Below are 21,845 nucleotides of genomic sequence, written 5' to 3' on the forward strand. Positions count from 1 at the left end.
CCTGCGCATGGACGCCGGCGCCGCCCTCGCCCCCGACGCGCTGTTCGCCAGGGGCGCGCGGGCGGCGCGGGAGGAGGTCGAGCGGGTCGCCGCGCTGGCCGCGCGCAGGGGCCGGTGGCGGGCGCCCGTGGTGCGCTTCGCGCTCGGCCGCACCCGGGCGTACGCGGGGCTGCGCGAACTGCCCAAGTACCACGCGGTCAGGGCCATCGCCGCCGTCCGGCACAGCCTGCGCGCGGTCGGGGAGCACCTGGCCGCCGCCGGCGTCCTGGATGACGCCGCCGACGTGTACTTCCTGCGCCTGGAGGAGGCCAGGTCCGCCCTGTCCGGCGGCGACCTGCGCGACCTGGTGCGCGAGCGGCGGACGACCTACGAGCGGGAGTCGCGCCGCCGGCACGTTCCCCGGATCATGCTCTCCGACGGCACCGAGCCCGAGGCCCTGGCCGGGCCCGTCCCCGGCGGCGCGCTGACCGGCACGGCGGCCTCGGCCGGCACGGTCACCGGCCTGGCCAGGGTGGTGCTCGACCCGAACGGCGCCCATCTCGAACCGGGCGAGATCCTGGTCTGCCCCTCGACCGACCCCGGCTGGACCCCGCTGTTCCTCACGGCCGGCGGCCTGGTGATGGAGATGGGCGGCGCCATGTCGCACGGCGCCGTGGTGGCCCGCGAGTACGGCATCCCCGCCGTCGTCGGCGTCCGCGACGCCACCGGCCGCATCGCCACGGGCCAGGAGATCACCGTCGACGGAGCGGCGGGCACGGTGACCCTTTAGAGCATTATGGTGATCAGGTGCCCGATCCGTACTGGAATCACAACGTGCACTACCAGCGGCTGGTGCTCAGCCTGATCCCGCCCGGCTCGTCCCGCGCCCTCGACGTCGGCTGCGGCGACGGCCTTCTGGCGGGCAAGCTCGCCGCCCGCGTCCCCGACGTGACCGGCGTCGACCGGTCGGCGCAGGCCGTCGCCCTGGCCAGGTCCCGCCACGGCGACCGGCCCGGCCTCGCCTTCACCGAGGCCGACTACCTCGACCCGGCCGCGCTGCCGGAGTCCGGGTACGACTTCGTCAGCGCCGTGGCCGTCGTGCACCACGCCGAGTTCGGCGCGGCCGTCGGGGCGTTGCGGCGGCTGCTCGCGCCCGGCGGCCGGCTGGTGGTCGTCGGGCATGCCAGGAACCGTTCGCCGCTCGACTGGGTGATCAGCGGCACGGCGCAGGTCGTCACCCGCGTCCACCAGCTCCGCCACGGGCCCAAGAGCGGGCCGTCCGTCCCCGTCATGGACCCCGACATGGCGTGGGCCGAGGTGGGGCGGGCCGCCAGGCGGTTGTTGCCGGGCTGCCGGTTCCGCCGGTTGTTGCTGCGGCGCTACCTGATCGTCTGGGACGCGTCCCGTTAAGCCCGTGCCGCCCCGGGTAACCGGAGGAGGCATCACGTTTCCGGATGAGGCGGTTCCATGCTGGTCACAGAGCTGGTGCGCAGGGTCGGCGGGACCCTCGCGCAGTCTCAAGGGCGCTTCCCCCTCTACGCCGACCCCGTGACGGGCGAATGGACCTGGTCCGAGGACGGAGACTGGTGCGGCGGCTTCTGGGGCGGCCTGCTGTCCCTGGCGTCGGTCGCCACCGGCGAGCCCCGCTACGCCCGAGCCGCCGGCCAGGTCGCCGAGCGGCTGGCCGCCCGCACCGACGCCCCCACGCTGCTGCGCGGCATGTTGTTCTGGTACGGCGCCGCGCTCCCGGCCGTGCTCGCCGGCGACGAGGAGCCGGGCGCCACGACCGCCGTGGCCGCCGCCCGGTCGCTGAGCATCGGCTTCGACCCGCTGGCCGGCCTGCTGCCGCCCCAGGAGGAGGACGTCGTCAAATACGGCTGGCCGCGCCCCGGCGCCTGCGTGGACGGCCTGCCCGGCACCGTCCCGCTGCTGGCCTTCGCCTGCGAACGCACCGGAGCCCGCGAGCTGCTGGTGATGGCCGAGTCCCACGCCCGCACCGGCTACGCCATGTGCGTACGGGAGGACGGCTCGGTCGCCCAGACCTCGGCCGGCGCCGTCAACGGCTCCTCGCCTACCAGCACCTGGGCCCGCGCGCAGGCGTGGGCCATGCTGGGCCTGGCCCAGGCCGCCCACCTGTCGGCCGAGTTCATCGGCCCGGCCACCGAGGTCGCCGACTGGTACCTGGCCCACGTCCCGTCCGACCTGGTCTGCTACTGGGACTTCGACGACCCCGGCATCCCCGCCGCGCCCCGCGACACCTCGGCCACCGCGATCGCCGCCGCCGCCCTGGCCAAGCTCGCGCCGCTGGCCAAGGACGGCTACCGCGAGCAGGCCGCCCGCACGCTGGACGCGCTGGCCCGCGACCACCTCAACGAGCACGGCGGCCTGGTGGACGGCTGCTACGACCGGCGCAAGGGCCTGGCCACCGCCCACGAGCTGGTCTGGGGCGACTACTTCCTGCTCGAAGCCGCCCTCACCCTCGACGGCACGATCGACCCCGGCCGCGTCTAGACCACCAGCCCGGCGTAGCGGGCCTTCATCGTGGCCAGCACCTCGTCCGGGTCGGCCGCCCAGACGTCGGCGTTGAAGATCTCGACCTCGATGTCGCCCGCGTACCCGGCGGCCAGCACGGCCCGGGTGATCGGCGCGAAGTCGATCACCCCGTCGCCCATCATGCCCCGCCCGAGCAGCACGTCGGCGGGCAGCGGGTGCAGGTAGTCGCACACCTGGTACGACGCGATGCGCCGCCCGGCCCGCGCGACGTCCTCGGCCAGCCTGGGATCCCACCACACGTGGAAGGTGTCCACCACCACCCCGACCTGCTCCTCCGGGTAGGGCAGGCTGAGGTCGAGCGCCTGGCCCAGCGTGGACAGCACCGCCCGGTCGGGGCAGTAGATCGGATGCAGCGGCTCCAGCGCCAGCCTGACGCCGCGCTCGCCGGCGTAGGGCGCCAGCACCGACAGCGCCTCGGCGACGCGCTCCCGCGCCCCGGCGACGTCCTTGGAGAAACCGGACGGCAGCGGCTCGCCCGGCCGCACCCCCGGCAGCCCGCCGACCACCATCACCAGGCACGCGGCCGCCAGCTCGGCCGCCTCGTCCACGGCCCGCCGGTTGTCGTCGAGCGCCCGCTCGAACGCGCGCCGCCCCTCCTCGCCGGGCAGCCCGCCCGCCGTGAGGAAGCCGCCCCGGCACAGCGAGGACACCCGCAGCCCGGCCTCGCGCACCAGCTTGGCGCTGCGCGCGAGCCCCTCCTCGGCCACCTTCTCGCGCCACAGCCCGATCGCCTCCAGGCCGTGCCGCGCGCAGCCGTCCACGGCCTCGGCGACCGACCAGCGCCTGGTCGTCCACTGGTTCAGCGACAGGCTCACAGGCCGTTCACCGCCAGCAGCGCCGTCATCCTGCGCACGGCCAGCTCCTGGTCGGCCAGCAGCCCGGCCCGGTCGGCCAGCCTGAACACCTCCGCCAGGTGGCGCAGCGAGCGCGCCGACTGGGCGCCGTTCACCATGGCGAACGCGTCCTGGTGGCCGTTGAGCCAGGCCAGGAAGACGATGCCGGTCTTGTAGTGGTACGTCGGCGCCTCGAAGATCTTCCGCGACAGGGCGACCGTGGGGGCCAGGATCTCGTCGTAGCGGGCTAGGTGGCGGGCCGCCTCCTCGCCACTGGCCGCCTCGGCGGCGTCCAGCTCGCGCAGGGCGGCGGCGGCGGCCGGGGCGATCGCGTCGAAGATGCCGAGCAGCGCGTGCGAGCCCGACCTGATGAGCGAGGGGTAGTTGAAGTCGTCGCCGGTGTAGAGCCGGACGCCCTCGGGGAGCGCGGCGCGCAGCCGCACCTCGTGCTCCTCGTCCAGCAGCGACACCTTGACGCCGTCCACCACGGCGGCGTGGGCGTGGACCAGCTCCAGGAACGACTCCGTCGCCGCGTCCACGTCCGGGGCGCCCCAGTAGCCGGCGAGCTGCGGGTCGAACATCTCGCCCAGCCAGTGCAGGATCACCGGGCGGTCGGCCAGGCCGAGGACCTTGCCGTACACCTGGTGGTAGTCGGCGGGCCCGGCCGCCACCCTGGCCAGCTGCCGGGAGGCCATCACGATCACGCCCGCCCCGGCCGCCTGGACGGCCTCCACCTGCTCGGCGTACGCGGCGGTGATCGTGTGCAGGTCGGCGGCGCCGGGCGCGTGGTCGGTGCCCGCGCCGCAGGCCACCAGCGCCGCCGGGTCGCCGAAGGCGCGCGCCTCCTCGGCGCTGAGCCGGATCAGCTCCCTGGTCGCCGCCCAGTCCAGGCCCATGTTGCGCTGGGCGGTGTCCATGGCGTCGGCCACCCGCAGGCCGTGCGACCACAGGTGGCGGCGGAAGCGCAGCGTCGCCTCCCAGTCCACGGCGGCGGGGGAGCCCGGCGTGTTGTCGCCGAGCGGGTCGGCGACGACGTGCGCGGCCGCGTAGACCACCCGGCTCGCGGCCGGGGCGGCCGAGGCCGGCCAGGTCACCGGCTCGCGCAGCTCGTACGCGCCGCCCGGCAGGTCGATCCTCACAGCTGCGGCACCTCGATCCGGCGGCCCTCGGCGTTCGAGCGCAGGCCCAGCTCGGCGAGCTGCACGCCGCGCGCCCCCGAGGCGAAGTCGTTGGGGAACGGCGCGTCCTCCAGCACGTGCCGGACGAACGCCGCCCACTGCACCTTGAACCCGTTGTCGAACTCGGCGTTGTCCGGCACCTCCTGCCAGTCGTCGCGGAAGCGGGCCGTGGCGGGCAGGTCGGGGTTCCAGACCGGCTTGGGGGTGGCGGCCCGGTGCTGGAAGCGGCAGTTGCGCAGGCCCGCGACGGCGCTGCCGTGCGTGCCGTCCACCTGGAACTCGACCAGCTCGTCGCGGTTCACGCGGACCGTCCAGGAGGAGTTGATCTGAGCGATCACGTCCCCTTCGAGCTCGAAGATCCCGTACGCGGCGTCGTCCGCGGTGGCCTCGTACGCGCGGCCCTGCTCGTCCACCCGGGACGGGACGTGCGTCACGGCCTTGGCGTAGACCGACCGGACCCGGCCGAACAGGTTCTCCAGCACGTAGTGCCAGTGCGGGAACATGTCGAGCACGATCCCGCCGCCGTCCTGCGCCCGGTAGTTCCAGGACGGGCGCTGCGCCTCCTGCCAGTCGCCCTCGAACACCCAGTAGCCGAACTCGCCGCGCACCGACAGGATCCGGCCGAAGAACCCGCCGTCGATCAGCCGCTTCAGCTTGAGCAGGCCCGGCAGGAACAGCTTGTCCTGCACGACGCCGTTCTTCACGCCCCTGGCCGTGGCGGCCTCGGCCAGCGCGACGGCCTCCTGCACCGACTCGGCCGTGGGCTTCTCGGCGTAGACGTGCTTGCCCGCCTCGATGGCCTTGAGCACGGCCTTGACGCGGGCGCTGGTGACCTGGGCGTCGAAGTAGATCAGGTTGTCGTCGTCGGCGAGGGCGGCGTCGAGGTCGGTGGTGAAGTCGGGGATCCCGTACCGGTCGGCGATGTCGGCGAGCTTGTCGGCGTTCCGGCCGACCAGGACCGGGCGCAGCCTGACCCGGTCGCCGTCCGAGAGCGTGACGCCGCCCTGCTCGTTGATGGCCAGGACGGAGCGGACGAGGTGCTGGCGATAGCCCATTCGTCCGGTGACGCCGTTCATCACGACGCCGATGGTGCGCACGCTCATGGGGATCCCTTCAGGCAACGGATGGGGAAAGCGCTTTCCCGAAACGTACGGCCGTCCCCCTCCGAGCGTCAAGTGGGACGGTGACGCCGGCGGGCGGAGGCGGGCCCTCCGCCCGTACGCCGGCGAGGGGAGCTAGCCGTCGAGCCGGGCCAGCGCCTTGGCGATGGGATGGGCCGTGAGCGAGAGCTGCCACTCACGCGCCCCGAGCGCCCGCAGCCGCGCGGTCACGCTCTCGTCGGTGATCTCAGTGGGGGGTTCCCAGGTGAGCCTGCGCACCGCGTCGGGCTGGAGCAGGTTCTCCGTGGGCATGCGGTGCTCCTCGGCCAGCGCGGCCACCACGGCCCGCGCCGCCGCCAGACGCTTGGCCGCCGCCGGGTCGCGGTCGGCCCAGCGGTTGGGCGGGGGCGGCCCGTCGCCGGGCGTGCTCGGCTGGGGCAGCTCGGCGTCGGGCAACGTCCGCGCCCGGTTGACGGCGGCCAGCCAGTCGTTCATGTACCGGCGGGCGCTGCGGCCGGTGAAGGCCGAGATCTCGGTCAGGGCCTTCTTCGTGCGGGGCCCCTCAAGGGCGGCGGTGACGATCGCGGCGTCGGGCAGCACCCGGCCGGGGGCCAGGTCGTTCTCCCTGGCGATCGTGTCGCGCATGGTCCACAGCTCGCGCACGATGGCCAGCGCGCGCACGTTGCGCACCTTGTGGATGCCCGACGTACGCCGCCACGGGTCGGACCGCGGCGCCGGCGGCGGGGTGTTGAGCACGGCCGCGAACTCCTCGCGCGCCCACTCCAGCTTCCCCGACCCGGCCAGCTCCTGGTGGAGCATGTCACGCAGCTCGACCAGCACCTCGACGTCGAGGGCGGCGTAGCGCAGCCAGTCCTCCGGCAGCGGCCTGGTGGACCAGTCGGCGGCCGAGTGGCCCTTCTCCAGCCGCAGCCCGAGGACGGTCTCGACCATCGTGCCGAGCCCGACGCGTTCGTAACCGAGCAGCCGGCCGGCCAGCTCGGTGTCGAAGATCTCGCGCGGCTTGAAGCCGACCTCCATCAGGCACGGCAGGTCCTGGGACGCGGCGTGCAGCACGACCTCGGTGCCGGTGAGCGCGGCGTCGAGCGCCGACAGGTCGGGGCAGCCGACCGGGTCGATCAACGCGGTGCCGGCGCCGGCCCGGCGGAGCTGGACCAGGTAGGCCCGGTTGCCGTAGCGGTAGCCGGAGGCGCGCTCGGCGTCGACCGCCACGGGGCCGGTGCCCGCGGCGAAGGCGTCGACGACCCGCGCCAGCCCGTGCGCGTCGGCGATCACCGGGGGGATGCCCTCGCGGGGTTCGAGCAGGGGCTCGACGATGCGTTCTTCTGTCATGAGCTCACCGACCTCATGACGCTGGTGCTGTCTTGACTGGTGCCCTCACTTCGTACGGTCACTCTCCGGATCATCACGTCGGCGCGGCAGCGCGGCCACGTCGGGCGGGAGCGGCGGGATCCCCGCCGCCAGGCACATGAGGTCGCACCAGGCGGCGACGTGGCCGGACAGATCCTCCTCGGCGGGCGACCAGGACGCACGCAGCTCGAGCTCGGTCGTGACCGGGTCTTCCGCCTTGTTGCCGAAGCCCTCGGACACGGCTCTAGTCACGGTACCGCCCGCGGCGGAGTAGTCGGCTTCGTGCGCCTCCAGGGCCTCGGTCAGCCAGCTCCACACGACCGGGCCGAGCAGCGGGTCGGAGGTGATCTCCGGCTCCATGTCGGCCCGGACGTAGGCCACCAGCCGGAACGGGCCCTCCCAGCCGCGCTGGCCGTCGGGGTCGTAGAGCAGGATCAGCCGGCCGACCGCGAGCTCGTCGTCGTCGCGGTAGACCGAGGCGCCGATGGCGGCCGAGTAGGGGGCCAGCCGCTGCGGCGCGGGGAGGTCCTCCAGCTCGATCTCCGGCCTGACCTCGGACAGCCGCAGGCTCTGCGCCGCGCGGGTGAACGCGGCGGGCGGCGGTGGCTGGTCACCGAGGGTCATAGCCGAAGCGTAGGTCGAGGACGGACGGAAGGGGACCACGGGGGTGCTCATCCTTGGTGATCAAGCCGCTGCCGTAACCAGCTGGCGAACCGGTCGGGTGGTCTCGGCCGAGCCGAGCAGGATCGCGTGGCCGCATTCGGCGCAGGCCCATTCCGGGCACTCGCCAGGACCGTGCCCGTCGAAGCAGGGCGGCTGCTCGAACAGCCGCTCGCCGGCGCAGGCAGCACAGCGCTCGCTGCGAACCTCCGGGGAACTCCACAACGCGGTCATCGCACCAGTCATCGAACCGGGGCCTTTCTTCGGGTCGTGGCTCCGACGTTGGCACGAGCCGCTGACAATTCCCCGCAACGCGCTCGGCGTGTCCCGAAAGTGGTCGCTGAATCGGTGCCGCGCGGTGGGTTGGTGAACATTTGGTCCAGTCGAGACCGGCTCTCTGGGCGGGCATGGGGTGTGTTCGACCCGTGTGCGACGCCGCTGCCGGGCAGACCGGTAAACCTTCATCTGGCTATCTGATCATGATTTTGGGTATCCAATGCATGTTTTTCCGACACCCCGCGCCGATGTCCCGGCCGATGTCCCGGCCGATCCGGTCACCCCGCGCCGATGTCCCGGCCGATCGGGTGCCATGGCACCCTTGGAGGGTGAATCTCGCCGACTCAGCCTTCCTGCGCGCCTGCCGCAGGCAGCCCGTCCCGCACACCCCGGTCTGGTACATGAGGCAGGCCGGGCGATCGCTGCCCGAATACCTGAAGGTCCGCGAGGGTGTGCCGATGCTCACCGCCTGCGCGACGCCCGACCTGATCGTCGAGATCACCATGCAGCCCGTGCGCCGCTACGGCGTCGACGCGGCCATCTTCTTCAGCGACATCGTCGTCCCGCTCAAGGCCATCGGCGTCGACCTCGACATCAAGCCGGGCGTCGGCCCGGTCGTCGCCGACCCGATCCGCGACGCGCGGGCCGTGGAGGCGCTGCGCCCGCTGGAGCCGGGCGACGTGCCGTACGTGACGGAGGCGATCTCGGCCCTGGTCGGCGAGCTGGGCGGCACCCCGCTGATCGGCTTCGCCGGCGCGCCCTTCACGCTCGGGTCCTACCTCATCGAGGGCGGCCCGTCGAAGAACCACGACCGCACCAAGGCCATGATGTACGGCGAGCCCGCCCTGTGGCACTCCCTCATGGAACGCCTGTCCGACATCGTGCTGGAGCACCTGCGCATCCAGATCGCGGCCGGCGCGTCGGCGATCCAGCTGTTCGACTCGTGGGTGGGCGCGGTGGCCCCGGAGGACTACCGCGAGTTCGTCCTGCCCCACACCCGGCGCATCTTCGAGGGCGTCGCGGGCGTGCCCCGCATCCACTTCGGCGTGGGCACCGGCGAGCTGCTCGGCGTGCTCGGCGAGGCCGGGGCCGACGTCGTGGGCGTCGACTGGCGGGTGCCGCTCGACGAGGCGGCCCGGCGCGTCGGGCCGGGCAAGGCGCTGCAGGGCAACCTCGACCCGGCGATCCTGCTCGCGCCGTGGGAGGTCGTGGAGCGCAGGGCCCGCGAGGTGCTGCGGCGCGGCGCGGCGGCCGAGGGGCACGTGTTCAACCTCGGCCACGGCGTGCTCCCCTCGACCGACCCCGACCAGCTCAAGCGCCTGACCGACCTGGTGCACGAAGCGGGCGCCTGACCCTCACGCCGCCGACGGCCCGGGCTCGGCGGGCTCGGGCGCGGGGTCGGGCGCGGCAGGGCGCGCGGGGCGGCGCGCGCGGTTGCGCCGCACCAGGAACACCGCCACGGCCACCAGCGGCGCCAGGACGAGCAGCCACGGCAGCAGCGCGCCGACCACGGTCAGCGCCGTCTTGGTGAACGACACCAGCGCCTCCCACCCGGTCTTCAGCCCGCCGAGGAAGCCCGCCGGCTCCTCGGCCGGGTCCTCGACCACGGTCACCGGCCCGACCAGCCGGAGCGTCAGCGTGGCCATCGCGACCTGGGTGGCCAGCTCCTTCTGCTGGGCCTGCAACGCCTCCAGGTCCGCCTCGCGGGAGTTGATCTCCCGCTCCACCTGCAGCACCTGCCCGATGGTCTCGGCCTTCTTCAGCAGCGTGCGCAGCGACTCCAGCGACTTCTGCGCCGACTTCAGCCGGCTCTCGACGTCGGCGACCTGGAGGGTGACGTCCTGGGTGCCCTGGCTCATCGAGAGCTGCTTGCCCAGCTCCTTGCCCAGCCTGGCGGTGACGTCGGCGTACCGGGTGGGCGGGATCTTGAACTCCAGCAGGGCCGAGTCCTCGGTGTCGCCGGCCGACTCGGCCTCCTCCTTCGACAGGTAGCCGCCCGCCGCCGTGACGAGCTGCTTGGCCTGCTGCGCGGCCGAGGTGACCTGCTTGGCGCGTACGGTCATGCTGCCGGTGTAGATCACCTGCCGGTCCAGCTGCCGCTGGGCCAGTTTGACGCCGGAGACCGCGCTGTCGCCGTCCTGCGGCGCGGCCTGCTTCTGCGGCGCGGCCAGGTCCCGCGCCTCGGGGGCGGCCATGCCCTGCGAGGCCACCGCGGGCGAGCCGCCCGACGTCATCTCGACGTTGCCGCCGCCGCAGCCCGCGAGCAGCAGAGTGGCGCAGGCCGAGAACGCGATGCCTAACCGGATTCTCCTCATGCCCTTATGACGGAAACTCGATCACCCCGGTTTGGCGACATACATCACGGTAGGGTCACGTGCCCCGATCAGCTGGGCGGTCTGCCGAGGCGGTAGCGTCAGGAGACGTGGAAGGGAAACGGGCGCACGTCGTCGTCATCGGCGGTGGGATCTCCGGCCTGGCGGCCGCGTGGTTCCTCCGTCAGGGTACGAGCGAGCAGGTCAAGGTGACCGTGTTGGAGGGCAGCCCCCGCCTCGGCGGCAAGCTGCACGCCTCCGAGGTCGCGGGGGTGAGCCTCGACGCCGGGGCCGAGGCCATGCTGGCCCGCCGGCCGGAGGGCGTCGAGCTGGCCAAGGCCGTCGGGCTGGAGGACGAGCTGGTCCTCCCCGGCACCGTGCGGTCGGCCGTCTACTCCAGGGGCGCGCTGCGGCAGATGCCGAAGGGGCACGTCATGGGCGTGCCGGCCGACCTGGCGGAGCTGGCCAGGTCCGGCATCGTCTCACCCGGCGGCCTGCTGCGGGTGCCGCTCGACCAGGTCCTGCCGCCCACGCTGGTGCGCACCGACGTGTCCGTGGCCTCCTACATCCGGGCCAGGATGGGCGGTGAGATCGTCGAGCGCCTGGTCGAGCCGCTGCTCGGCGGGGTCTACGCCGGCCGTTCCGACATGCTGTCGCTGGAGGCGACGATGCCGCAGGTCGCGGCCGTCGCCAGGGCCGAGCGCTCGTTGCTGAGCGCCGCCCGGCACATCGTCGAGGACGCGCCCAAGAACGGCGGGCCGGTCTTCACGACGCTGCGCCAGGGCCTGGGCGGCCTGCCCGAGGCGGTGGCCAAGGCGTCCGGGGCCGACGTCCGGACCGGCGTGACCGTGCGCGAGCTCCACCGCACCGAGCACGGCTGGCGGCTGGTCGCCGGGCCGGTGCCGCGGCCCGAGGTGATCGAGGCCGACGCCGTCATCCTGGCCACGCCCGCGCCCGCCGCCGCCCGCCTGCTCAAGGCCGAGGTGCCCAAGGCCGCCGCCGAGCTGGCCAGGATCGAGTACGCCAGCATGGCCGTCGTCACGCTCGCCTACCCGATCGACGCGCTCCCGCAGCCGCCGACCGGCAGCGGCTACCTGGTGCCGCCGGTGGAGGGCCGGCCGGTCAAGGCGGTGACGTTCAGCTCGGTCAAGTGGCCCCACCTGGCCCAGGACCTGCTGCTCGTACGCTGCTCGGTCGGCAGGATCGGCGAGGAGCACCTGCTCCAGCGCGACGACGCCGAGCTGGTGTCGCTGGCCACGGCCGAGCTGGCCGACGTGATCGGCGTGCGCGGCCTGCCGGTCGACAGCCGGGTCACCCGCTGGGGCGGCGGGCTGCCGCAGTACAACGTGGGCCACCTCGACCGGGTGGCCAGGGTGCGCGCCGCGGTCTCGGGCGCCGCCGGGCTCGCCGTGTGCGGCGCGGCCTACGACGGCATCGGCGTCCCCGCCTGCATCGCGACCGCCCGCACGGCCGCGGCCCGGATTCTGGACCACCTGTCGCGAGAAGGAGAATGAAGGACATGACAGAGGGCGCGCCGCGGCCGAAGGCCCGCGATCTCAACCAGGTGATCCGTTACACCATGTGGTCGGTCTTCCAGGTGACCGAGCAGGTCCCGGGCAACCGGGAGAACATGGCCGACGAGGTCGAGGAGCTGCTCGCACAGGCGGCCGGCAAGGACGTCGTGACCAGGGGGGTCTACGACGTCGCCGGCTTCCGTGCCGACGCCGACTACATGTTCTGGTGGCACGCTCCCACGCCCGAGGACCTCCAGGACGTCTACTCCCGGTTCCGCCGCACCGGCCTCGGCCGGCACAGCAGGCCGGTCTGGTCGGCCATGGCGCTCCACCGGCCGGCCGAGTTCAACAAGTCCCACATCCCGGCCTTCCTGGCCGAGGAGGAGCCGCGGGCGTACGTGAGCGTCTACCCGTTCGTGCGCTCCTACGAGTGGTACCTGCTGGAGGACTCCGAGCGGCGGGCGATGCTGGCCGAGCACGGCCGGATGGCCCGCGACTATCCCGACGTGCGGGCCAACACCGTGGCCTGCTTCTCGCTCAACGACTACGAGTGGATGCTGGCGTTCGAGGCCGACGAGCTCCACCGCATCGTCGACCTGATGCGCACGCTGCGCGGCGCGCAGGCCCGCCGTCACACCCGCGTGGAGATCCCGTTCTACACGGGCGCCCGCAAGCCGGTGCAGGAGCTCGTCGCGGCCCTGCCCTAGCGACCGTGGCGGCCCCGGGCGGGGAGGAACGTCGAGGCCAACTTGACGATCTCCCTGAAGTGATCTATCCCCTTTGTCACAATCGAGGGTGAATTCCCTTTCGGTGGCGTGACGTCGGTGGCACGGTCCACGCAGGGGCTAGGAGGGCCGGGTGGAACAGTCCGCGGAAGGTCAGGGCCCCGGGCGCCGGCGCGCGCCAGGCCGTCATGCGGCGTTACGGGACACGACACCGTCCGCCCGGCAGCCCGGCGACCGGGCGGAACCCCGTACCGGCGACCGGGCTGAGGCGCGCACGGGTCACGCGCGGGCGATCGGCGGCCCGGCGGAGGTGCGTGCGGGACGCGGGCGGCGTGGGCGGCGGCGGCGGCGCGGGCGTGCGGGAACTCGGGGCCTGGCCGCGGGCGCGGTGGCGCTGGCCGGGGGAGTGGCGCTGCTGCTCGGCCTGAACGGCGCGTTCGGCGGGACGGTCGCCGCCTCCGGAGCCCCGGCCGGCGCGGACGGCGCCACGGCCCGGCAGGACCCGGCGGCCGAGGGCGGCGTCCCGGCGAACCCGGGACGGGCGCCGGCCAGCGGCAAGGGCGCCGCGGAGGCGCGCGAGCTGCCGAAGGGCCAGGCCCGGCCGAGCACCCCGGCCGCCGCCGACCCCGCCGGCTCAGGGACGCCCGCCAGGACCGGCGCCGCCGATCCCGCCGCGAAGCCGGACGCCGTCCGGGGCAAGCCGGACACCGTCACGGGAAAGACCGAGACCGGCGACGCCCAGGTCAGCCTGCCCGAGGCCGACGACCAGGGCGAGGCGAAGGGCGGCGACTCGGCCGGTTACAAGGCCGACGGGCCGTCGCGGCACACCGACCGGGAGGCCGCCGAGTACTTCCGCGCCCGTTGGGGGCGGGGCGACAAGGCGATGAAACACCTCAAGGACATCCGCACCGTAGGCGGATATCTGCGCATTTACACGAACTTACCGGACAGCGCCGACAACTCCGCCGCGGCCATCACGCTGTGCAAACGCGGCCTGGAGTACCTCAGGGCGAACGGCGTGAAGCGTCCGATCGTGTTCGTGCAGGCGGAGTTCGGCGAGAACGGGAACCCCGTCCTCGCCAACATCCTGGGCCCGTCCGATCACAGCTGCCGTGTCACGTACCCCCGGCCGAACTGACGCGCGCCGGGAAACCGCGAGAGCCCCCGAGGCGGGCTAGCGCACCCGGACCCTCGTCTTCGAGCACACCTCACACCGCTGAGTCACGACACGCCCGATCGTCTCAATCGTCACCCAGCGGTGGCGAAGATGGACACGGCCCACAAGCAGGCCCCTACCCCTTGTGGACGATCGGTACGCTCTGTCGCTGATCGATCACCCCTTGGGTTCGAGCCTCAGCGAGACCGAGTTGATGCAGTAACGGTCGTCGGTCGGCGTCGGATAACCCTCGCCGTGGAAGACGTGACCGAGGTGGGAGTCGCAGCGGGCGCAGCGCACCTCCGTGCGCACCATGCCGTGACTGTTGTCCTCGATCAGCCTCACCGCCTCCGACCCCGACGGCTCGAAGAAGCTCGGCCACCCGCAGTGCGACTCGAACTTCGTGTCGGACCGGAACAGCTCGGCGCCGCAGGCGCGGCACGAGTACACGCCCTCGGTCTTGGTGTCGACGTACTCCCCCGTGAACGGGCGCTCGGTCCCGGCCTCCCTGAGCACGTGGAACTCCTCAGGAGAGAGCCTGGCCCGCCATTCGGCCTCGCTCTTGACCACCTTGTCCATGCGTCCAGACTACGAGATCCGGCAAAAAGAGATCTCCGCAGGGTGAAGCATCCTTTCTCGGCCGAATTCGCGTCTTTGTCGGTAAGGGGGTGTCATCGCCTCCTGCCAAGGGGTGAGATCGTCCGCGGCTCGCCGTAGCGGCACAGCCCACGCCCGTGCTGGCGCCGCTGGCGACCCGAGATGGCCGGCCGGGTGGCGCGCCAGCGCCCGGAACGGCGATGGATGATCTTAGGTCCGTCCCGTCGAGCCCCGGTCCCGCCACCGACGCGGCTCCGGGACGGGCCCACCTCTCACGTCGGCCCTGTCGTCGGCTCTGTCGTCGGCTGTTCTGTCGGCGCGGGGGAGTAGGTTCGGTGGCATGGCATCGCCGTTCATAGAGCTCAAGGTGGGGGAGCGGACCGTCAAGGTCACCAATCCCGACAAGGTCTACTTCCCGGAGATCGGGGCGACAAAGCGGGAGCTGGTCGAGTACTACGTGAGCGTCGGCGAAGGGGCCCTGCGCGCGCTCAGAGACCGGCCGACCAACATCAAGCGCCATCCCGACGGCGTCCAGACCGAGGCCATCTACCAGAAGCGCATGCCGCCCAGGCATCCCGAGTGGCTGCAGTCGGTCACGGTCACCTTCCCCAGCGGCCGCACCGCCGACTCGCTCCGGGTCACCGAGGTCGCCGCGATCGCCTACTGCGCCAACCTGGGCACCATCGACTTCCACCCCTGGCAGGTGCGGGCCGCCGACGTCGAGCACCCCGACGAGCTGCGCATCGACCTCGACCCGCAGCCCGGCCTGGAGTTCGACGCCGCGCGCCGGGCCGCCGAGCGCACCCGCGAGGTGCTCGACGAGCTGGGCATGGCCGGGTTCGTCAAGACCTCGGGCAACCGCGGGGTGCACATCGCGGTGCGCATCGAGCCCCGCTGGGACTTCGTCCAGGTGCGCCATGCGGGCATCGCGCTGGCCAGGGCGGTCGAGGCCCGCGATCCCGACCTGGTGACCACCGCGTGGTGGAAGGAGGAGCGCGGCGACCGCGTCTTCATCGACTTCAACCAGAACGCCAGAGACCGCACCGTCGCCAGCGCCTACTCCGTCCGGGCCCAGCCGCACGCCCCCGTCTCGACCCCGCTGACCTGGGACGAGCTGGCCGACGCCGACCCGCGCGACTTCGACATCCGCACCGTCCCGGCCCGCTTCGCCAAGCTGGGCGACGTGCACGCGGCCATCGACGACCGGGCGTACTCGATCGAGCCCCTGCTGGAGATGTACGCCGCCGACGACCGCGGCGACCTGCCCTACCCGCCCAACTACCCGAAGATGCCGGGCGAGCCCAAGCGCGTCCAGCCCAGCAAGGCCAGGAACGCGCCGGAGGAGCAGTGATCACTCACGTGCCGGGCGCGGCGGGAGTTCCGGTCACCGACGGCTGACCTTCGGTGTCGGCAACCCGAAAGGCCGGCCCCCGTCGTGGGGCCGGCCTTTTCGCGGGAGCCGGTCAGCAGGTGTCGGCTCCGTCGAAGGTGCGCACGCCGCGCGGCACGCGCGAGTAGATGGTCTCGCCGGGGTCCACGGTCTGGCAGGCGCCGTCCGTCCCACGCGCCCAGATGATCTTCAGTCGGAGCCGGTAGCCGCAGTCGTTGCGGGCGTAGCCGGTCTTGGTGATGGTCCCGGTGTTCTGCCAGACGGTCACGCACGACGGCGCGTTCCCGGCCGGCGCCCCCCAGGCCGGCAGCGAGCTGAAGGTGCAGCACGCGACGGCGAGGGTGGTGAGGGCTGCTCGGGTGGCTGGGCGCATGTGAGGTGTCCTTCCGTTCCGGCCTCGGCCAGGCGGCTGCCTGGGCAGGGGGCGAGGTGGAGACATAAGCGAACATCTCAGATCGATAACGGCGGTGGCGATCGTGAGCTGGTACAGGATGCGAGCCGCAGGTCTGGGCGTGTCGCGCGTAACGCTGGGACGACGCTTCCGAAAATGTGGTCGAGTCCCCACAAAGCCCTGCACCCCTTCCGCCTGACGAAACGCACCGGATGGCACGACGGACAAGATGCTCCGGACGGCATGACGCCGGAAGTCACGCGGTTCGGGCCGAACTAGTCAGGCGTTTCCCGCATCGAAACGGTCATGAACTCAAGCGCCACGCACAAGAGCAGCCCGATGGCCCGCCGACTCCGCGTCTGGGCGTCGACCGTCGCCCTGTCGACCTCACTGGCGCCGATCCTCGCCACGGGCGCCGCCTTCGCCGCGACCGGCCCGGCGGCGACCGACCCGTTCCAGGGCATCGACTGGGCGCCCGTCGTGGAGCGGGCGTTGCACTGCCCCAAGCCGGGGCCGAAGGACAAGTGGTACGTCGTCCGCGCCCGGGTCGCCGCCGTCGGCGACCTCACGCGGGACGGGCGTCCCGACACCGTCGTCACCTCGTCCTGCCCGAGCCCCACGGCGGGCAACCCGGTGCTGGCCTTCGTCTACGACGGCGCGTCCCGGCGTTCGGCCCCGCGGCTGATCGGCACGCTGGGCAAGAACCGGTACTTCAAGACCCAGACCGTCGCCATTCAGAACGGCGAGGTGCGCCTGAGCGGCAAGGTGGTCAGCGACAAGGCTCCCCGGTGCTGCCCCGACCTGCTCGTCCGCCAGACCTACAAGTGGACCGGCAAGGCGTTCAAGCGGACGTCGGAGAAGCTGGCCAAGCTCTCCTGAGCAGGATGGCGGCTGTGGGCCGCACGGCCGGACCCGGCGCCTGGGACGGGACCCGACGGCCCGGCCGTGCGGCGGCACAGGAGGTGCGGCCGAGATCGAAGGTAACTCCCGTACCTCCCGCTGGGGGAGAAATCGGATATGCAAACTTCCGCCCCCGGTAGGGGATTCCTCATCCGAGTAGAAGAAACCTCATCCCCGGCGAAACGCCGAAGCACCCGTCCCGAAACGGCCTCGGACGGGTGCCGCGCCTCGGACGGTGCAGGTTCGGACGGGTGCAGATTCGGACGGGTGCGGGTGCGGGCCACGGGGAGGTGCGGGTTCGGGCGGGTGCGGGCTCCGGGCGGGTGCCCGTCCGGGCGGGTGCGGGGCCCGGACGGGTGTGGAGCGAGCGGTCAGCGGCGCACGAGGTGGTGCGGCGCCAGTTCGCGGGTTTCGCCGCGTTCCAGGTAGACCACCCGGTCGGCCAGGCCCACCTGCTCGATGTGGTGCCGGAAGTCGTCCAGCGGTGAGCTGAAGACGCCGTAGTCGTCGTAGTGCACCGGCACCACGGTGTGCGGGTTGATCAGGTCGACCCAGGTCGCGCCCTGCTCGCCGTCCATGGTGACCAGCATGGTGCCGAGCAGGCGGGTGCCGCCCAGGTGCACGAGCGCGAGGTCGACCTCCGGGAAGCGACGCGGGATCGCCTCCAGACGGCGGTCGAGCAGGGTGTCGCCGCTGATGTGCAGCCGCAGCTCCACCAGGCCCTCGGAGCCGCGGAACTCCAGCATCGTCCCGATCACCGGCGGCAGCAGCGTCTCGGCGGGGCCGGGCGCGTGCCTGGCGGGCAGGGCGGTGACGGTCACGCTGCCCTGCGGGCCGCTCAGCTCGTGCTGCTCCCACACCTCCAGGCCCGTGCTGCGGCCGAAGCCGCGGCGGCGCAGCGTGCGCGCCGCCTGCCGGGTGGTGATGATCTGGGTGCCCTTGTCCAGGCCCTTCTCCGTCACCCGGTCCCAGTGGTCCCCGTGCAGGTGCGACAGCACCACCGCGTCGATGGGCGGCAGGTCCGACACGTCGATGGCCGGGTCCTTCAGCCGGCGCGAGCTCAGGCCGTAGCCCAGGTACGCCCGCTGGCCGCGGTGCAGGAAGTTGGGATCCGTCAGCAGCGTGAAGCCGTTGTAGCGGATCAGCGTGGTCGCGTTGCCGATGAACTGCAGGCTGCCCTTCATCCCGCTCACCCCGGATACGGCGGGTGCTGGCCCGGAGGCACGCCGCCGCCCTTGCCGCCGCCCTTGTGCCCCTTGTCGCTGCCGTGCGGACGGCCGGCCCGCTTGCCGCCGCTCTTGGACTCCGGCACGGCGTCGGTGGATTTCGAGTTCGCGCCGGACTTACCCGACCGGCGAAGTTCGGGCTGTTGCGGATTACTCATGGCTTTTGTCCCCCTTTGCGGCTTATCACCTACCTCGCTGCTCCGCCGCCAAACCCGCCGCCAAACCCGCCGCCAAACCCGCCGCCAAACCCGCCGCCGAACCCGCCGCCCGCGGCGCCTACCGGGTCAGGCCCGCGTCGTGGGCGATGAGGCCCGCCTGGGTGCGGTTGTGGCAGCCCAGCTTGTCCAGCAGGCGCGACACGTACCCCTTGACGGTGGGTTCGGCCAGGTGGAGGCGGGCGGCGATCTGCGCGTTCGACAGCCCCTCGCCGAGGCAGGCCAGCACCTCGCGCTCGCGTCCGGTCAGCGACTCCAGCAGCTCGCGGGCGCGGGCGCGGGCCGGGTCCGCGGCGGCCGAGGCCGCCACCAGCCTGCGGGCGGCGATGGGCGACAGCACGGTGTGCCCCTCGGCGGCCACCCGGACGAGCCCGATGAGGTCCTCCGGCGGCGTGGACTTGACCAGGAAGCCGGCGGCCCCCGCGCGCAGGGCGCGCAGCACGTACTCGTCGGCGTCGAACGTCGTCAGCACCACGACGACCGGCGGCCGGGGCAGCTCGGCCAGGCGTTCGATCGCGGTGAGCCCGTCCACGCGGGGCATGCGCAGGTCCATCAGCACGACGTCCGGACGGCTGCGCACGACCGCCTCGACGCCGGCGGCGCCGTCGTGGGCCTCGTCCACGACCTCGATGTCGGGCGCCGAGCCGAGGATGGTGCGCAGGAAACGGCAGACCATCGGCTCGTCGTCCACGACCACGACCCTGATCATGTCGCCACGTACGCCGGAAGAACGGCCTCGACGGTGAACCCGCCGTCGGGGGCCGGCCCGGCGCGCAGCGTGCCGTGCACGACCTCGACCCGCCGCCGCAGGTCGGCGATGCCGAGGCCGGAGCCGGTGCCGGCCAGGGGGCCGCCGGGCAGGCCGGTCGGCGGCGTGTTGCGCACCGTGAGCCGTACCCGCGCCGGGCCGTACTCGATCCGCACCTCCACCCGCGCGCCCGGCGCGTGCTTGCGCACGTTGGTCAGCGCCTCGCGCACGATCCGGTACGCCGTGCGCCCCACCACCGGCGAGGCCAGCGCCCGGTCGCCCTCCTCGACCAGCTCGGCGGGGGTGCCCACGGAGGCGGACTCGGCGACCAGCGCGGCGAAGTCGGCCGCCGACGGCGGCACCTCCGGCTCCGGCGCGGTGCGCAGGACGCCGATCAGGTCCCGCAGCTCGTCGAGCACCTGGCAGCCCGCGGCCCGCAGCTCCTCGGCGGTCTGCCGGGTGTGCTCGTCGGCCGCGGTGACCCGCAGCGCGCCGGCCTGCAGCACCATGAGGCTCACCCGGTGAGTGACGACGTCGTGCATCTCGCCGGCCAGCCGGGCGCGCTCCTCGGCGCGGGCCTGCTCGGCCAGCAGGTGCCGCTCGCGTTCGGCCCGTTCGGCCCGTTCGACCAGCATCCTGAGCACCCGCCGCCGTCCGTCGAGGTAGAGCGCGAGCAGCGGGCCGACGGCCGTGCGCAGCACCCCGTCGATGAGCACGCCGGCCGACGGGTCCCACACCCGCGCGATCACCATCGTGTACGCGGCCAGCGCGGCGACGGCGATCCGGCGGTCCCTGCGGTCGTAGAGCGGCCCGTACGCCGCCGCGATGGTCGCGAACGGCGCCCACACGTTCCCCTGCCCGGCCGGGACCAGCACCCCGCCCGGCGAGATCAGCAACGTCACCACCAGCGTGTACGTCCCCAGCACGCCCAGGACCGTCAGCGGCGCCCGGCGGCGGGCCACCAGCGACAGGCACGCGGCCGCCTGGACCGCCAGCAGCGCCCAGGCGAGCGGACCCGGACGCTCGGGCCACCACGACAGGCCGAGCAGCGTCGAGCCGGTGTCCAGCAGCGCGAATCCGCCCGCGATGACCACGTCCAGCACGCGGGAACGGCGACACGCCCCTGCACCCATGCCGCAAACGCTACGACATCCCTGTATGTCGTAAATATCGGGTAAGTGGGAAACCATACGAAAGTCGCATGCGCTCCCGCCGATCGTCGCCCCGGTGACCGACGGCTCGCCCTGCCGCACGGCCACCCCGCCGCCGTGCAATGGACCCATGACGAACCTCCCCCCGCTGGGCCGCTACGAGATCGACACCGAGAACTCCGCGATCCACTTCACCACCCGGCACCTGTACGGCCTCGCCCGCGCCCGCGGCACCTTCGACGTCGCAGGCGGCACCGTGGACGTCGCCGAACCGCTCGCCGACTCCCGCGTGCGCGTGGAGATCGACGCCGCCGGCTTCCACACCGGCAACCACCGGCGCGACGAGACCGTGCGCTCGTCCCGCTTCCTCGACGCCGCCCGCCACCCCGTCATCACCTTCACCGGCGGGCCCACCGGCGACGGGACGCTGACCGGCACGCTCACCGTCACCGGCGTCGAGCGCCCGCTCACCCTCACCGTCGAGCGCTGCGACGTGACCGCGAACGGCTTCACCGTCGTGGTCGCCGCCCGCGTGGACCGGACCGCCTTCGGGGTGACCGCCATGCCCGGGCTCGCCGCCCGTCACCTGGCGATGTCGGCCGAGGTCAGGTGCGTGCGGGCGGGCGTCACGGATCGCGGGGAAGGCCCAGCGCGCGCTCGGCGATGATGTTGAGCTGCACCTCCGTGGTGCCGCCGCCGATGGTGAAGGCCCGGGTGGTCAGGATCATGCGGTTCCAGTGGCGGTCGGACGGCGCCAGCGACCAGCAGAACTCCGAGACCGCCTGCGCGTGCCGCATGCCGAGCAGCTTGCGCACGCTGGAGGCGGGTCCCGAGGCGGCCCCGGCCAGCCTGGACAGCGTCACGCGCAGCCCGAGCGCCGAGATCGCCTGGCCCTCGGCCCACAGGCGGCCCGCCTGCTCGCGTTGCGACTGCCGCAGCGGCGGCAGGGTCCCGATCAGCCGGATCATGTCGGTGTGCCGGGAGCCGGGCCCCCAGGAGTCGCCGAGCGCGACCCGCTCGTGGGAGAGCGTGTCGCGGGCCACCCGCCAGCCGGCGTCCACCTCGCCCACCACCAGGTCGTCCGGGACGAAGACGTCGTCGAGGAAGACCTCGTTGAAGATCTCGTCCCCGTTGATCTCCTTGAGCGGCCTGACCGTGACGCCGGGGGCGGACATGTCCACCAGGAAGTACGTGATCCCCTCGTGCTTGGGTCTGCCGGGGGAGGTGCGGGCCAGGCAGATGCCCCAGTGGGCGTACTGGGCGAGGGACGTCCAGATCTTCTGGCCGGTCAGCGACCAGCCGCCCGCCACGCGGGTGGCCCTGGTGGACAGGCCGGCCAGGTCGGACCCGGCGCCCGGCTCGCTGAACAGCTGGCACCACACGAGCTGGCCGGTGAACGTCCTGGGCAGGAAACGGTCCCGCTGCTCGGGGGTGCCGTACGTGACGATGGACGGGACCGCCCAGGCGGCGATCCCCAGGTTGGGACGCTTGAGGTCGCGGAACTCCTGGTGGATGATCACCTGTTCCAGCGGCGTGGCCGCGCGGCCCCACGGCCTGGGCAGGTAGGGCATGA

General features: G+C 73.1%; 23 protein-coding genes. 10 read left to right on the forward strand and 13 right to left on the reverse strand.

All coding sequences use genetic code 11. The features are described 5' to 3' along the window. The 3 genes from ACWCSD_RS23050 to ACWCSD_RS23060 all read left to right on the forward strand — a co-directional run. Nucleotides 1-769, forward strand: a 769-nt coding sequence (locus ACWCSD_RS23050) for a PEP-utilizing enzyme (RefSeq protein ID WP_449917699.1), incomplete at its 5' end; no start/stop codon positions are given. Between the two features lie 17 nt (nt 770-786). Further along, on the forward strand, nt 787-1,389 hold the full coding sequence (locus ACWCSD_RS23055; RefSeq protein WP_397163596.1) for a class I SAM-dependent methyltransferase: 603 nt from the start codon (nt 787-789) through the stop codon (nt 1,387-1,389). Between the two features lie 57 nt (nt 1,390-1,446). After that, entirely contained in the window at nt 1,447-2,490 is a 1,044-nt protein-coding gene (locus tag ACWCSD_RS23060; protein WP_397163597.1) for a glycoside hydrolase family 88 protein, read from the forward strand. Here the strand turns inward: ACWCSD_RS23060 and ACWCSD_RS23065 are convergent. From ACWCSD_RS23065 to ACWCSD_RS23085, 5 genes are all read right to left on the reverse strand, one after another. Then, nucleotides 2,487-3,347 (reverse strand): sugar phosphate isomerase/epimerase family protein, encoded by an 861-nt coding sequence (locus tag ACWCSD_RS23065; protein ID WP_397163599.1) that lies wholly within the window; start codon nt 3,345-3,347, stop codon nt 2,487-2,489. The two genes, ACWCSD_RS23060 and ACWCSD_RS23065, sit on opposite strands and share 4 nt — an antisense overlap. Continuing rightward, complete coding sequence (locus tag ACWCSD_RS23070) at nt 3,344-4,504, reverse strand: DUF993 family protein (protein WP_397163601.1); 1,161 nt, start codon at nt 4,502-4,504, stop codon at nt 3,344-3,346. Before ACWCSD_RS23070 ends, ACWCSD_RS23065 begins: the two co-directional genes overlap by 4 nt. Next, nucleotides 4,501-5,646, reverse strand: coding sequence for a Gfo/Idh/MocA family protein (locus ACWCSD_RS23075; protein WP_449917704.1), 1,146 nt, complete (start codon nt 5,644-5,646; stop codon nt 4,501-4,503). Before ACWCSD_RS23075 ends, ACWCSD_RS23070 begins: the two co-directional genes overlap by 4 nt. Before the next feature lie 132 nt (nt 5,647-5,778). Then, nucleotides 5,779-6,993: an HRDC domain-containing protein gene (locus tag ACWCSD_RS23080; protein WP_449917706.1), complete on the reverse strand. Its 1,215-nt coding sequence runs from the start codon at nt 6,991-6,993 to the stop codon at nt 5,779-5,781. 45 nt (nt 6,994-7,038) lie between these two features. Continuing rightward, the gene (locus ACWCSD_RS23085) at nt 7,039-7,635 is read right to left on the reverse strand and encodes a DUF3000 domain-containing protein (RefSeq protein WP_352365603.1); all 597 of its coding nucleotides are present in this window, start codon (nt 7,633-7,635) and stop codon (nt 7,039-7,041) included. Between the two features lie 641 nt (nt 7,636-8,276). On the opposite strand from ACWCSD_RS23085, the gene hemE reads away from it, so the two are divergent. Further along, the gene (gene hemE, locus ACWCSD_RS23090; RefSeq protein ID WP_397163606.1) at nt 8,277-9,299 is read left to right on the forward strand and encodes a uroporphyrinogen decarboxylase; all 1,023 of its coding nucleotides are present in this window, start codon (nt 8,277-8,279) and stop codon (nt 9,297-9,299) included. A gap of 3 nt (nt 9,300-9,302) precedes the next feature. Here the strand turns inward: hemE and ACWCSD_RS23095 are convergent, their stop codons facing one another. Next, the gene (locus tag ACWCSD_RS23095; RefSeq protein WP_449917710.1) at nt 9,303-10,262 is read right to left on the reverse strand and encodes a DUF4349 domain-containing protein; all 960 of its coding nucleotides are present in this window, start codon (nt 10,260-10,262) and stop codon (nt 9,303-9,305) included. 107 nt (nt 10,263-10,369) lie between these two features. Here ACWCSD_RS23095 and hemG point away from each other — a divergent pair, with 107 nt between their 5' ends. The 3 genes from hemG to ACWCSD_RS23110 all read left to right on the forward strand — a co-directional run bounded on the left by hemG (nt 10,370) and on the right by ACWCSD_RS23110 (nt 13,636). After that, a complete protein-coding gene (gene hemG / locus ACWCSD_RS23100; protein ID WP_449917713.1) occupies nt 10,370-11,773 on the forward strand; it encodes a protoporphyrinogen oxidase in 1,404 nt (467 codons plus the stop codon). A gap of 5 nt (nt 11,774-11,778) precedes the next feature. Beyond that, nucleotides 11,779-12,480 carry a hydrogen peroxide-dependent heme synthase gene (gene hemQ / locus ACWCSD_RS23105; RefSeq protein WP_352365611.1) on the forward strand — a complete coding sequence of 234 codons (702 nt, stop codon included), beginning with the start codon at nt 11,779-11,781 and terminating at the stop codon, nt 12,478-12,480. A gap of 328 nt (nt 12,481-12,808) precedes the next feature. Next, nucleotides 12,809-13,636: a hypothetical protein gene (locus ACWCSD_RS23110; protein ID WP_449917715.1), complete on the forward strand. Its 828-nt coding sequence runs from the start codon at nt 12,809-12,811 to the stop codon at nt 13,634-13,636. Nucleotides 13,637-13,831: 195 nt separating this feature from the next. On the opposite strand, the gene msrB is transcribed toward ACWCSD_RS23110, so the two are convergent. Beyond that, nucleotides 13,832-14,233 carry a peptide-methionine (R)-S-oxide reductase MsrB gene (gene msrB, locus ACWCSD_RS23115; RefSeq protein ID WP_352325044.1) on the reverse strand — a complete coding sequence of 134 codons (402 nt, stop codon included), beginning with the start codon at nt 14,231-14,233 and terminating at the stop codon, nt 13,832-13,834. Nucleotides 14,234-14,591: 358 nt separating this feature from the next. On the opposite strand from msrB, the gene ligD reads away from it, so the two are divergent. After that, nucleotides 14,592-15,602: a non-homologous end-joining DNA ligase gene (gene ligD / locus ACWCSD_RS23120; protein ID WP_387664074.1), complete on the forward strand. Its 1,011-nt coding sequence runs from the start codon at nt 14,592-14,594 to the stop codon at nt 15,600-15,602. Nucleotides 15,603-15,714: 112 nt separating this feature from the next. Here ligD and ACWCSD_RS23125 read toward each other — a convergent pair whose 3' ends face one another. Next, entirely contained in the window at nt 15,715-16,014 is a 300-nt protein-coding gene (locus ACWCSD_RS23125; protein ID WP_449917718.1) for a hypothetical protein, read from the reverse strand. A gap of 324 nt (nt 16,015-16,338) precedes the next feature. Here ACWCSD_RS23125 and ACWCSD_RS23130 point away from each other — a divergent pair, with 324 nt between their 5' ends. Further along, a complete protein-coding gene (locus ACWCSD_RS23130) occupies nt 16,339-16,911 on the forward strand; it encodes a hypothetical protein (protein ID WP_397163612.1) in 573 nt (190 codons plus the stop codon). Between the two features lie 392 nt (nt 16,912-17,303). Here ACWCSD_RS23130 and ACWCSD_RS23135 read toward each other — a convergent pair whose 3' ends face one another. The 4 genes from ACWCSD_RS23135 to ACWCSD_RS23150 form a co-directional block, all read right to left on the reverse strand. Next, on the reverse strand, nt 17,304-18,116 hold the full coding sequence (locus tag ACWCSD_RS23135; protein ID WP_397163614.1) for an MBL fold metallo-hydrolase: 813 nt from the start codon (nt 18,114-18,116) through the stop codon (nt 17,304-17,306). 5 nt (nt 18,117-18,121) lie between these two features. Beyond that, entirely contained in the window at nt 18,122-18,316 is a 195-nt protein-coding gene (locus ACWCSD_RS23140; RefSeq protein WP_352325673.1) for a hypothetical protein, read from the reverse strand. Between the two features lie 118 nt (nt 18,317-18,434). Next, complete coding sequence (locus ACWCSD_RS23145) at nt 18,435-19,082, reverse strand: response regulator transcription factor (protein ID WP_358284778.1); 648 nt, start codon at nt 19,080-19,082, stop codon at nt 18,435-18,437. Continuing rightward, the gene (locus ACWCSD_RS23150) at nt 19,079-20,254 is read right to left on the reverse strand and encodes a sensor histidine kinase (protein WP_397163617.1); all 1,176 of its coding nucleotides are present in this window, start codon (nt 20,252-20,254) and stop codon (nt 19,079-19,081) included. Before ACWCSD_RS23150 ends, ACWCSD_RS23145 begins: the two co-directional genes overlap by 4 nt. 148 nt (nt 20,255-20,402) lie before the next feature. Here ACWCSD_RS23150 and ACWCSD_RS23155 point away from each other — a divergent pair, with 148 nt between their 5' ends. Then, nucleotides 20,403-20,939, forward strand: a complete 537-nt coding sequence (locus ACWCSD_RS23155) for a YceI family protein (RefSeq protein ID WP_397163618.1) — start codon at nt 20,403-20,405, stop codon at nt 20,937-20,939. Here ACWCSD_RS23155 and ACWCSD_RS23160 read toward each other — a convergent pair. After that, nucleotides 20,899-21,845, reverse strand: a 947-nt coding sequence (locus ACWCSD_RS23160) for an acyl-CoA dehydrogenase family protein (protein WP_449917725.1), incomplete at its 5' end; no start/stop codon positions are given. The genes ACWCSD_RS23155 and ACWCSD_RS23160 overlap by 41 nt on opposite strands.

The sequence above is a fragment of the Nonomuraea sp. NPDC001684 genome (assembly GCF_053596515.1).